Below are 11,965 nucleotides of genomic sequence, written 5' to 3' on the forward strand. Positions count from 1 at the left end.
TATTGCAGCGCCCATGTCATGGTTCATTCGCTTCAACAAACCTTTTGACGTGCTGCCGCAATTCACCGACCGCGCCAATGCGGACAGCCCGCGCAGCACCCTGTCCGATTTTATCGATCTGCCCGGCGTCTACCCGGCGGGGCGGCTGGACCGTGACAGCGAAGGGCTGATGCTGCTGACGGATAACGGCAAGCTGCAGGCGCAGATATCGGACCCCAAGCACAAGATGGCCAAGACCTATTGGGTGCAGGTCGAAGGCATCCCGGACGGGGCCGCGCTGAAGGCGCTGCGCGACGGGGTTGACCTGAAAGAGGGGCCGACGCGCCCGGCAAAGGCGCGGTTGATCGACGAGCCGCCGGACCTGTGGCCGCGCATCCCGCCGATCCGCGTCCGCAAAACCGTGCCCGACAGTTGGATCGAACTGACGATCCGCGAAGGCCGCAACCGGCAGGTGCGCCGCATGACGGCGGCGGTCGGTCACCCGACCCTGCGCCTGATCCGCGCGCGTATCGGGGATTGGACATTGGACGACCTCGCCCCCGGCACCTGGGACAGCCTGCCATTGCCGACGCCGAGCCACGCACCAACGCGCAAACGGGATCGCAGACGTTAAGCCCGGCAATATCGGGGGCCGACGCCCCTTGTACCGCCTGCCCCATCAAATCGGTCAGGATGGCACGGGGTCGCCGGTGCGCCCGCGCATCATCGGGCGAACCTGGATAATCGTCAGAGGCTCAGCTTGTCGCGCATAAAGGCAAGCGCCACACTCAGCCCGTCAGGGGCAATGCCGTGGCCGGTGCCCTTCATCACATGCGCATAGACTTCCTTGAAATCCGCAGCCTGCAAAGCCTCGGCAGCCTCGGGCAGCGATTGCGGGGGCACAACGTCATCGGCATCGCCATGCACCAGCAGGACGGGCATCCGGCTGACGGTTTCGTCAGGCAGCAGATCGGGTTCAAGCAACCGGCCCGAAAAGGCCACGATCCCGGCAACCGGGTCTTCGCGCCGGGGCGCCACATAAAGGCTCATCATCGTGCCCTGGCTGAACCCGAACAAAACCACCTGTTCGGGCAGAACGTCCTCGTCCACCATCAGGGCGTCAAGGAAGGCGTTAAAATCCTCGACCGCCATCTCCATCCCGCGCCGGGCTTCTTCTTCGGATGACCCGTCGATCCACGGGATCGGAAACCATTGGAAACCGTTCGGCATTCCAGGGATCTGCTCGGGCGCATCGGGGGCCACGAACAGCGTATCGGGCAAATGTTCGCCCAGGGGATCGGCCAGGCCCAGCAGATCGGCCCCGTTTGCCCCATAGCCATGCACGAAGACCACGACCGACCGCGTGTCGCCCGATACCGGCTCTTTCCTGAGCGCATTCAAAACCCGTGTCATCTGATCCCTTCTCTTTGCTTGGCAACCCGGTAATAGGCCCACAAAACCCGCGCCGCAACCGACCGCCAGGGCGACCATGCCTCGGCCATCTGGCGCAATTGCCTGTCGGTGGGACGTTCAGGCAGGTCATAAAGGATGCGCGCGGCCTCTTGCAGGGCCAGATCGCCCGGCGCGATGACATCGGCGCGCCCCAGCGAAAACATCGCGTAGATTTCGGCCGTCCAGACGCCGATCCCCGGCACCTGCGTCAAAACCTCGACGACACCGGCATCAGGTAGGTCTCGCAAGGCTTTGTAATCTATGCGCGCTTCGGCCAGTGCGCGGGCATAGCGGATTTTCTGGCGGCTCAACCCCACGGCCCGCAGGTCATCATCGGTTGCCCACATGATCTTGCGCGGCCCCGTCAGCCTTGCGCCCTGCATCTTTTTCCAGATCGCATTGGCCGAAGCGACGCTGACCTGTTGGCTGACAATCGCGCTGAGCAATTGGGCAAACCCGTCTGGTTGACGCCGCAGCGGCAACGGCCCGGTCTGGTCCATCGCATAGGCCATGCGCGGACAGGTTCCGGCCAGCCACGCGGCCCCTTCGGCCACACAGTCCGGAGTTTCGATAATGCGTCCGACAGGCATGGATTCTCCGTGGTGGCAGCCCCGCGCAGGTTAGGCGCCTTTGCCGCACATGCAACCCGCTTGTGCAGGATGGGTTTCGCCGATACCCATGGCGCCATGGATGCGATCACCCCCCCTTCTGACAACAGCCAGGCCAAACGCAACGTTGCCGTGCTTGTGGCCGCGCAGGCGATCCTGGGCGCGCAGATGCCGATGATCTTCATCGTGGGCGGGCTGGCCGGGCAATCGCTGGCGTCCAACCCCTGCCTGGCGACGCTGCCGATCTCGCTGATCGTTCTCGGATCGATGCTTGCGGCAACGCCGATCTCGGCGATCATGCAGCGTTGGGGCCGACGCGCGGGGTTTCTGGTCGGTGCGACTGCAGGGGCCTGTGGCGGAGTGATCGGGGCCTATGGGCTGTATCTGGGGTCTTTCCCCATCTTTCTGCTGGGCAGCCTGTTGACCGGCATCTACATGAGCGCGCACGGTTTTTATCGCTTTGCCGCTACTGATACCGCCTCGGATGATTTTCGGCCCAAGGCGATTTCCTATGTGATGGCTGGCGGGCTGGCGGCGGCAATCATCGGCCCGCAGATCGTCAAGCTGACCGCCCAGGCCTATGTCATACCTTTTCTGGGGACCTATCTGGCGGTCATCGCCATGAATATTGCCGGATCGGCCCTGTTCTTCTTTCTGGACATCCCGACACCGCCAAAACCCGATGCTGATGCCCCGCGCGGCCGCAGCCGGCTGGAAATGCTGCGCACGCCGCGCATCGCGGTGGCCATCATCTGCGCCATGGTGTCCTATGCGCTGATGAACCTGGTCATGACCTCGACACCTTTGGCCGTCGTGGGCTGCGGCTTTTCCGCCAATGACGCGGCGGATGTGGTGACCAGCCATGTTCTGGCGATGTATGTCCCCAGTTTTTTCACCGGACAGCTGATCGCGCGTTTCGGCGTCGAAAAGATCGTGGCGCTTGGGCTGGCCATTCTGGGGGCCGCCGGTGTCGTCGCCCTGCAAGGGGTCGAGCTTGGGAATTTCTTTGTCGCGCTTGTCCTGCTGGGGGTTGGCTGGAACTTTGGGTTCATCGGTGCCACTAGCATGTTGGCGGCTTCGCATGAGGTCAGCGAACGGGGGCGGATGCAGGGCCTGAACGACCTTCTGGTCTTTGGCGGCGTGACACTGGCCTCGTTGGCCTCGGGCGGGTTGATGAACTGTTCGGGCGGATCGGCTGTTGAAGGGTGGACCGCTGTCAACCTGGCCATGATCCCGCTGCTGACCCTGGCCGGAGGGGCCCTGTTGTGGCTGATCCTGCGGCCCGCAGACGACCGCGAAACAGTCTGATCCCGCGCCGCCTTACCAGCGCCCCGAGGCGACCGTCCACATCAGGGAAATCCGGCGTCTGATCTCACCCTCGGACAGGCCCTTGCTTGCAACGATTTGCGGGGCCGCGGCCACGCGCCGCAATATCCGTTCGCTCTGCCATCCTGCAAACAGCGCCGGACGTGCCGCCAGCGACACCGCCCCACGGTTGGCCCGCGCCCGTTGCAGCCTGTCCAGGGCGCTGTGCGCCAGGTCCCTGACCCCGTCCGGCGTGCCGTCCAGCAACGGGATGCGCCCGCGCGCCTCAAGGTCCGGGATCGCGCGGAACCAGTTGGCCACACCCGTGGCATATCCGAAATCCTGCAACACGTCCTGATCTGCGGGTCCCAATGCCTGGGCCGAGACAACCATCAAACTGCCCGCGCTCTGGGTCAGGTAGGTGTCGAAATGCTCCTGATCCTCGAACGGGTCCCGGTAGATGTCCCAACGCCTGACGGCGACGTATTCATCCAGCAGCGATGCCAGATGCGGTGACAGGACCCGCGCCAGGGGCGAAACGACCTCGTGCCGCCGCACGGTTGGCCCTTCTGCGATTTCCTGCAGGGCATCGCGCCACCACTGCAGGCGCATTTCGGCGATCATGGGTTCTTGCGTCACCCAAGGGGCGCGCGCAACTTCGACATTCAGGGCATATAGCGGGAACAGAACCGCCCGCGCCGCCACCGGTGCGGCCATCGCCGCCATGAACCGGTCCGGGTCTGCGCGATGCACCAATGCCGCGCAGGCCTTGACGTCGTCATCGAACTCCACGATCAGCCTGCCGCCGCAGATCGGGGGCCGCAATCGCGCACCAGTTTCCATTGAATCGCATCCAGCAGAGCGTCAAAGGACGCATCCACTATGTTCGCGCTGACCCCGACGGTGGACCACCGGCGGCCCTGCCCGTCTTCGCTGTCGATGATGACACGCGTGACCGCCTCGGTGCCGCCCTGGGTTATGCGGACCTTGAAATCCACAAGGTGCATATCGTCAAGCACCTGCGAATATTGCCCCAGGTCCTTGGACAAGGCCCGCGCCAACGCGTTGACGGGACCGCGGTCGCTGCCGCTTTCGTCCAGGGATTCGCTGACCGACAGCTTCTTTTCGCCGTCGACCTTCACGACGACCACCGCCTCGGACAGGCTGACCATCCGGTTGTACTTGTTCTTGCGGCGCTCTACGGTGACCTTGTATCTCTTAACCTCGAAGAAGGATGGCAACTGCCCCAGCTCATCGCGGGCCAGCAGTTCGAAACTGGCCTGGGCAGTGTCATAGGAATACCCTTCGGATTCGCGCTGCTTGATCCGGTCCAGAATGCGCCCCAGCGCGGGATCACCCGCATCGACCGTCAGCCCGGCTTCGGCCAGGCGCTTGCGCAGGTTCGACTGCCCCGCCTGGTTGGACATCGGAATGATCCGGGCATTTCCTACGGTCGCGGGATCGACATGTTCATAAGTGGCGGGGTTTTTCAGGATCGCGCTGGCATGCAGCCCGGCCTTATGCGCAAAGGCCGAGGCCCCGACATAGGCCGACTGCTTGCTGGGCACCCGGTTCAGGATGTCGTCCAGCATTCGGCTGATGCGCGTCAGACCCGCCAGCGCATCCCGCGTGACGCCAATCTCGAACCGCGAGGCATAGGGTTCTTTCAGCAGCAATGTCGGGATCAGGGCGGTCAGGTTGGCATTGCCGCACCGCTCGCCCAGGCCGTTCAGGGTGCCCTGAATCTGGCGCGCACCGGCATCGACCGCCGCAAGCGAACAGGCAACGGCGTTTTCGGTATCGTTATGGGTGTGAATGCCCAGCCGATCCCCCGGCAGCCCGGCGGCGATGACCTCGGACACGGTACGGGACACTTCGGCGGGCAATGCGCCGCCATTCGTGTCACACAAGACCACCCACCGCGCGCCCGCATCCAGCGCCGCCCGGCAGACCCGGACGGCGTAATCGGGGTTGTCCCGGTAGCCGTCAAAGAAATGTTCCGCATCAAACAGCGCCTCGCGCCCCTGCGCCACCAGATGCGCGACAGATGCACGGACGTTTTCGATATTCTCGTCCAGCGAAATGCCCAAGGCATCGGTGACGTGGAAATCATGCGACTTTCCAACCAGGCACACCGCGCGGGTTCCGGCATTCATCACCGCGGCCAGGACATCGTCATTTTCCGCCGACCGGCCGGAACGCTTGGTCATGCCAAACGCCGCCAGCCGGGCCGAGGTTTCGGGTGCCGCCTGGAAAAACGCGCTGTCGGTGGGGTTCGCACCGGGCCAGCCGCCTTCGATATAGTCCACGCCAAGCTGGTCCAGCGCCTGCGCGATCTGCACCTTTTCCGAGGTCGAAAACTGCACGCCCTGCGTCTGTTGACCGTCCCGCAACGTGGTGTCGTAAAGGTAAAGACGTTCCCTGGTCATTGCTTGCTCCCGCTGGCCTTCGGCTTACTGTCGTGAAAGGGCGTTCTGTGCCGCGCGTCGCCGCGACATTACACACCCTCCAGCTTGGATGGATCGAAACCGGCGCCCGGCACCAGTTCGACCCCGTTCTTGCTCATGCGGACCTCAAGCCCGGCCGCAACATAAACCGATTTCAACCTGTCCACTTCGGCAAAGTCTTTGCTTTTCATGGCTTCTTCGCGTGCCAGCGACAATTGATCCGCATGGTGCTGCAGATCGACGTCGCCAACGCCTGTCCAGCCTGCCAACGCATCAGTCAACAGCCCAAGAACCCGCGCGCTTGCAAGCAACCCGGCGGCATCTCCGGCTGCGGCCAAACGGTGCAGCTCTGCCACCGCGCCCGCTGTGTTCAGGTCATCCGACAGCGCCTCGATCACTGCAGGCGCCGCGCTGGCGGCGGGCTCGATGCCCGTCGTCAGGGCCCGCCATTTGCGCAACGTGCCCTCGGCCTCGCGGGCCTTTTTCTCGGTCCAGTCCATCGGCTTGCGGTAATGGGTCTGCAGGAAGACAAACCGGATCACCTCGCCCGGCACGCCCTGTTCCAACAAGTCATGCACGGTAAAGAAATTGCCCAGCGATTTGGACATCTTCTTGCCTTCGACCTGCAGCATTTCGTTGTGCATCCAGACACGGGCGAACGCGCCCTCGGGGTGGGCGCAGCAGCTTTGGGCGATTTCGTTTTCATGGTGCGGAAACATCAGGTCATTGCCGCCGCCATGAATGTCAAAGCTGGCCCCCAGCAGCTCATAGCTCATGGCCGAGCATTCGATATGCCAGCCCGGCCGCCCCCGGCCCCATGGCGAATCCCACCCCGGCAGTGCATCCGTCGAAGGCTTCCACAACACGAAATCCATCGGGTTTTTCTTGTACGGGGCCACTTCGACCCGTGCGCCTGCGATCATGTCGTCGACCGAGCGTCCGGACAAGGCGCCATAGCGGTCTTTCCAGCTGTCGACGGCAAACAGAACATGCCCCTCGGCGGCATAGGCATGGCCCTTGGCAATCAGGTCTTCGATCATCGTGATCATTTGCCCGATATACGCCGTGGCACGGGGCATTTTGGTCGGTTCCAACGCGCCCAACGCGCCCATGTCGTGCAGATACCAGGCGATGGTTTCGTCCGACCGTTCCTGAACCAGCTGTTCCAGCGTGCCCGTGGCCCCGGCCTTTTGGCGCGCCAGGGCGGTTGCGTTTATCTTGTCGTCGACATCGGTGAAATTGCGCACATAGGTGACGTGATCCGCCCCGTATACGTGGCGCAATAGCCGAAACAGCACATCAAAGACCACCACCGGGCGCGCGTTTCCCAGATGCGCACGGTCATAGACCGTCGGCCCACAGACATACATCCGCACGTTGTCGGGATCGATCGGAACGAAGTCTTCTTTCGTCCGCGTCCGGGTATTGTGCAGCTTGATCGTCGTCATCGGTCGGGCTCCTAAGAAACAGCATGCGCTTGCGCGTTGGCGCGGGCTTAGCAACTTGTCTCAGGGATGAAAACGAAAGAAACCGGCCCGCTTGAAGGTTCAGCAGGTAATGCAGCAAATAATGATGCAGGTCATCCGGTTCATGCCCGTTCGTTAGCACGATAACCCGCCCGAGCCAAGGCTTGTGTTGAAACCCGGATCGCGCCACCCTGCCCCCCATGGACAGGGAACAGATCAACGCCATATGCCAGCAACTGCCCGGAGCCGAGGTCTCGGACCCCTGGGGTGGCGGGCATGACGCGTGGAAGGTCGGCGGCAAGATGTTTGCCAGCATCGGCACGCGTGGTGATGGCGTATCGGTCAAGACGCCCGATGTCGAAACAGCCCAGATGCTGATCGATGCAGGCATTGGTACCAAGGCGCGCTATTTCCATCGCAGCTGGGTCCACTTGCCATGGACCACCGACCCCGACGAAATGCGCCACAGGCTGATTGCATCCTACGATATCATCCGCGCTTCGCTGACCAAAAAGGCGCAGGCCGCGTTGCCGCCACGCGGCTGATTGACAATCCCCGCGCGCTCTGCCCCATTCTGCCTGCAAACGTCAGGAGATACCGGCCATGAGGTTGTCACAACACATCACGCAACTGACCGGTGACGGCTCCGACGGATGGGAGGTCTTCTATCGCGCCCGCCGCATGATCGCCGAAGGGCATGCGGTGACCGAACTGACCATCGGTGAACATGACATCCTCACCGATCCTTCCATCCTGGCCGAGATGGACCGGTCAGCCCGTGGCGGCCACACCGGATATGCCATGGTTCCGGGCACCGACCTGCTACGCGATACGGTGGCCGCACGCATCCAGACGCGCACCGGGGTTCCGACAACGCGCGACAACGTTCTGATCACCCCCGGCGGTCAGGCGGCGCTGTTCGCGGCGCATCTGGCGGTCTGCGATCCAGGTGATGTCGGTCTGTACCTGGATCCCTATTACGCGACCTACCCCGGTACGATCCGCGGCGCCGGGGCCATCGCGCGGCCTGTCCGAACCCTGCCCCAGGACGCGTTCCACCCGCGGGCCGAGCTGATCGAAGACTGCGCCGAGGGCGCGGTTTCGTTGCTGATCAACACGCCGAACAATCCGACCGGTGCGGTTTATGGCGCAGAAACGCTGACCGGCATTGCCGAGCTGTGCCAGCGGCGGGATATGTGGCTGATCTCGGACGAGGTGTACGACACCCAGGTCTGGGATGGTCAACATTTGTCGCCCCGTGTCTTGCCGGGCATGGCCGACCGGACACTTGTGGTGGGCTCGATGTCGAAATCCCACGCCATGACCGGGTCGCGGTGCGGCTGGATCGTCGGCCCGGCAGAGGCGATTGGGCATCTGATCAACCTTGCAACCCACACCACATATGGCGTGCCCGGTTACATTCAGGACGCGGCATGCTTTGCCCTTGCGGCCGGGGAAGCGCTGGAATCACAGGTCGCCGCACCGTTCCGTCGGCGACGTGCCTTGGCCATGCAGGTGCTGGGTAGGCAGAATACCGTCGGTCTGCTGCCCGCGCAGGGTGCGATGTACCTGATGCTGGATATACGGTCCACGGGCCTCAGCGGTACGGGTTTCGCGCATGCCCTGCTAGACGCGCATGCAATCGCCGTCATGCCGGGCGAAAGTTTCGGTGCCGCGGCGGCCGGTCATATCCGGGTGGCCATGACCATCGACGACGCGCGGTTTAAAACCGCGCTGCGGACGATCTGCGACTTTGCAACGGCGCAGGCCGGGCTAAACGCTGCTGAATAGACCGCTGCATTCCCGAACGGGGGGATCAAAAACGGAATGTCGTGCGCAGGTTGAACGTGTTGGTATCCAGATCCCCGTTTGACCGGGTCACGTTGTCAAAATTCTGGCGCAACGCCTCGCCGCTGATCACGAATTTGTCGCCGACGGGATATGCCACGCCAATTCCATAGACCGCGGCGGTGTCACTGTCGCCAGAGGTATCCGCCCGCGCGGCCCCCACGACGACATAGCCCAGAGCCGGGCCAAAATCATATCCACCCCGGAGTTTCAGCCGCGACACCGAATCCAGGCTGCCCTCACCCGTGCCGAGGTCCAGGTTCAGCCTGTCATATTCAAATTCACCGCCCAGGACGAAATCGCCGAAATCAAAGTCATACCCGATATGGGGCGCAAAGCCGGTGTCATGGCCCCCCGCGCCGCCCGGCCCGTCCGCATCGGTATACCCAAAGCTGAACCCTGCATAAGCCCCCGTCCAATCCTCGGCTGTGACCGAGGTTGCGCTTGCCGAAAGCAAGGCAGTCAGAAGGACCCAATGCAATTTCATCCGCGCCTCCTAAGTTGTTTTGCCGGGAAAATGCGGCCCGGCGGACCTGGAAACCAACTGGTTCAAATGGTGGGGCCACCCGGCCCCGGTTTCAATTCGGGCGATGCTCCAATCGACAGTAAGTGATGGTATGTTAACAGAATACTATCAGAGCGGGAAAAATTGTTTTTCGCCTCCCACCGCACCCGGATCGGGCAAATCGCGCCGCGCAATTTGTCGTAAACAGGACAGATTTTGCCGCATGTCACAGGCAGGCTCGGGGCAGTTGCCAGGGGATTACATGCAGAGCGACCATTGGAAAATCTGCCTGATCAGCCGCACCATCGGTGCGGATCGCGGCCGTGCGGCACGGGGACGGCCACCGGGTTGAATTCAACCTGAACACCCCCCTTCAACGCACTGGAATACAACATGAATGATCAACCTCGCGCCACATCCCGCAGCGGCGGTCGCGCAGCGCGTCGCGCGGCCCGGGCCACGGCCCTGCCGGACCACCTGCGCCCCGTTCGCCCCGGGATCGAGGGCGGAACGCTCAAGCCGCTCAGCCAAACGGATATGGCGCGCATCCACGAGGCGGCGCTGACGGCGTTGGAAACTATCGGATTGGCCGACGCCCCGGCAAGCGGGATCGAATACCTGGTCTCGGCGGGCTGCAATCTGGGCGAGGATGGACGGATTCGGTTTCCACGCGCGCTGGTCGAAGACACCGTCGCGCGCGCCAACAGATCGGTCACCCTGTACAGCCGTGACGGCAAAACCGACCTGGAGCTGAGCGGTGCGCGGGTTCACTACGGGACCGCAGGCGCCGCGGTCAGCATGGTTGACGCCCAGGGGCGGAACTATCGCGATTCAACGGTGCAAGACCTGCATGACGCCGCGCGGATCTGTGACCAGTTGGAAAATATCCATTTCGTTCAACGCCCTATGGTCTGCCGCGATATCGCCGACAACCGTGAGATGGACCTGAACACGATCTATGCGTGCTGTTCCGGTACGTTCAAACATATCGGAACGTCGTTTACCGACCCCAGCTTTGTCGCACCGGCGATGGACATGCTGCACATGATTGCCGGCGGCGAAGACGCGTGGCGCGCGCGCCCCTTCGTTTCGAACACGAACTGCTTTGTCGTGCCCCCGATGAAGTTCGCCACCGAAAGCTGTCAGGTGATGGAGGAATGCATCAAGGCGGGCATGCCGGTCCTGTTGCTGTCGGCGGGCATGGCGGGCGCGACGGCCCCTTCGACCATTGCAGGCGCAATCACCCAGGCCACGGCGGAATGCCTGGCCGGATTGGTTTATGTTCACGCCGTAAGCCCCCGTGCCCCAGCGGTTTTTGGCACCTGGCCTTTTGGTCTGGACCTGCGCACAGGCGCCATGTCGGTGGGGTCCGGCGAGCAGGCTCTGCTGAGTGCGGGATGCGCGCAGATGCACAAGTTCTATGACCTGCCCGGCGGTGCCGCTGCGGGGGCATCCGATTCAAAGCTTCCCGACATGCAGGCCGGATGGGAGCAGATGTGTTCCAACGTGATGGCCGGGCTGTCGGGGCTGAACATGGTCTACGAAGCGGCAGGTATGCACGCATCCCTGTTGGGATTTTGCTTTGAATCCCTAATTCTGGGCGATGACCTGATTGGCCAGGCATTGCGGTGCGTGCGGGGCATCGAAGTCACCGATGAAACCCTTGCGCTGGACCAGATGGCGGATGTCTGCCTGGGTGGGCCGGGTCATTACCTGGGGACAGAGGCCACGCTGGCCCGGATGCAGGCCGATTACGTCTATCCGACACTCGGCGACCGCACCTCGCCCAAGGAATGGGCTGAACTGGACAAGCCGGACCTGATCGACAAGGCAACCGCGCGGAAAGAGATGATCTTGTCCACGCCACCGCAAGCCCGGTTTGACCCGGCGCTGGATGCGGCATTGCGCCAGCAGTTCAACATTCACTTGCCAGCGTAAGCCATTGAAAACAGCGGCCCGGATCGCTCCGGGCCGCCTGCCGTCATCGGTTACCCGTTGCTGGGCGGCAGCACGCCTGCCTCTTGCGCGGCGGCAATTTCGGCCTCGTCCAGGGCACCGTCGCCGTTCACATCCAGAACCGAAAAACCATCGGCATCCAATTCCGGGATCACGGCCTGCACCTCTTCGATGGTCAGGACACCATCACCATTTGCATCGACGCTTGTGTCGGCAAAGGCAATTGCAGGGGCGGCAATTGTGACCGAGGCCATCGCGGCCAGTTTGCACAGTTTCATTATCGTTTCTCCTTACAGGGGTTGGTTCGTGGTAGTCCGTCAGGACACCCACCACAGACACCACCCGGCCCCGGCCTGTCACGCCGCCCGCCCCGACACGGTCGATTCACGCCAAACCCTG

The 11,965-nt window shown here is 62.9% G+C and carries 12 protein-coding genes; 5 read left to right on the forward strand and 7 right to left on the reverse strand.

Annotated elements, in window-relative coordinates; translation table 11 throughout:
* Nucleotides 1–13: 13 nt before the first annotated feature.
* Nucleotides 14–613: a pseudouridine synthase gene (locus ACXAG8_RS01230; RefSeq protein ID WP_475221482.1), complete on the forward strand. Its 600-nt coding sequence runs from the start codon at nucleotides 14–16 to the stop codon at nucleotides 611–613.
* 113 nt (nucleotides 614–726) lie between these two features.
* Here the strand turns inward: ACXAG8_RS01230 and ACXAG8_RS01235 are convergent, their stop codons facing one another.
* Both ACXAG8_RS01235 and ACXAG8_RS01240 read right to left on the reverse strand, forming a co-directional pair.
* Entirely contained in the window at nucleotides 727–1,392 is a 666-nt protein-coding gene (locus tag ACXAG8_RS01235; RefSeq protein WP_170788629.1) for an alpha/beta hydrolase, read from the reverse strand.
* Complete coding sequence (locus ACXAG8_RS01240; protein ID WP_475221484.1) at nucleotides 1,389–2,021, reverse strand: DNA-3-methyladenine glycosylase family protein; 633 nt, start codon at nucleotides 2,019–2,021, stop codon at nucleotides 1,389–1,391. Before ACXAG8_RS01240 ends, ACXAG8_RS01235 begins: the two co-directional genes overlap by 4 nt.
* A 69-nt stretch (nucleotides 2,022–2,090) precedes the next feature.
* Here ACXAG8_RS01240 and ACXAG8_RS01245 point away from each other — a divergent pair, with 69 nt between their 5' ends.
* The gene (locus ACXAG8_RS01245) at nucleotides 2,091–3,347 is read left to right on the forward strand and encodes an MFS transporter (protein ID WP_475221486.1); all 1,257 of its coding nucleotides are present in this window, start codon (nucleotides 2,091–2,093) and stop codon (nucleotides 3,345–3,347) included.
* A gap of 12 nt (nucleotides 3,348–3,359) precedes the next feature.
* Here the strand turns inward: ACXAG8_RS01245 and ACXAG8_RS01250 are convergent, their stop codons facing one another.
* From ACXAG8_RS01250 to cysS, 3 genes are all read right to left on the reverse strand, one after another.
* Nucleotides 3,360–4,187, reverse strand: a complete 828-nt coding sequence (locus ACXAG8_RS01250) for a squalene/phytoene synthase family protein (RefSeq protein WP_475221488.1) — start codon at nucleotides 4,185–4,187, stop codon at nucleotides 3,360–3,362.
* Nucleotides 4,139–5,773, reverse strand: coding sequence for a citramalate synthase (gene cimA / locus ACXAG8_RS01255; protein ID WP_475221490.1), 1,635 nt, complete (start codon nucleotides 5,771–5,773; stop codon nucleotides 4,139–4,141). Before cimA ends, ACXAG8_RS01250 begins: the two co-directional genes overlap by 49 nt.
* 68 nt (nucleotides 5,774–5,841) lie before the next feature.
* Nucleotides 5,842–7,239 (reverse strand): cysteine--tRNA ligase, encoded by a 1,398-nt coding sequence (gene cysS / locus ACXAG8_RS01260; RefSeq protein WP_475221494.1) that lies wholly within the window; start codon nucleotides 7,237–7,239, stop codon nucleotides 5,842–5,844.
* A 218-nt stretch (nucleotides 7,240–7,457) separates the two neighbouring features.
* Here cysS and ACXAG8_RS01265 point away from each other — a divergent pair, with 218 nt between their 5' ends.
* Both ACXAG8_RS01265 and ACXAG8_RS01270 read left to right on the forward strand, forming a co-directional pair.
* A complete protein-coding gene (locus tag ACXAG8_RS01265) occupies nucleotides 7,458–7,802 on the forward strand; it encodes an MmcQ/YjbR family DNA-binding protein (protein ID WP_475221496.1) in 345 nt (114 codons plus the stop codon).
* Between the two features lie 58 nt (nucleotides 7,803–7,860).
* Nucleotides 7,861–9,048, forward strand: a complete 1,188-nt coding sequence (locus ACXAG8_RS01270) for a pyridoxal phosphate-dependent aminotransferase (RefSeq protein ID WP_475221498.1) — start codon at nucleotides 7,861–7,863, stop codon at nucleotides 9,046–9,048.
* A 25-nt stretch (nucleotides 9,049–9,073) separates the two neighbouring features.
* On the opposite strand, the gene ACXAG8_RS01275 is transcribed toward ACXAG8_RS01270, so the two are convergent.
* The gene (locus ACXAG8_RS01275; RefSeq protein WP_475221500.1) at nucleotides 9,074–9,592 is read right to left on the reverse strand and encodes an outer membrane protein; all 519 of its coding nucleotides are present in this window, start codon (nucleotides 9,590–9,592) and stop codon (nucleotides 9,074–9,076) included.
* Between the two features lie 411 nt (nucleotides 9,593–10,003).
* Here ACXAG8_RS01275 and ACXAG8_RS01280 point away from each other — a divergent pair, with 411 nt between their 5' ends.
* The gene (locus tag ACXAG8_RS01280; RefSeq protein WP_475221502.1) at nucleotides 10,004–11,548 is read left to right on the forward strand and encodes a trimethylamine methyltransferase family protein; all 1,545 of its coding nucleotides are present in this window, start codon (nucleotides 10,004–10,006) and stop codon (nucleotides 11,546–11,548) included.
* 50 nt (nucleotides 11,549–11,598) lie between these two features.
* On the opposite strand, the gene ACXAG8_RS01285 is transcribed toward ACXAG8_RS01280, so the two are convergent.
* Nucleotides 11,599–11,844, reverse strand: a complete 246-nt coding sequence (locus ACXAG8_RS01285) for an EF-hand domain-containing protein (RefSeq protein WP_475221505.1) — start codon at nucleotides 11,842–11,844, stop codon at nucleotides 11,599–11,601.
* Between the last annotated feature and the right edge of the window lie 121 nt (nucleotides 11,845–11,965).

Source organism: Ruegeria sp. ABD4_443 (assembly GCF_056160865.1).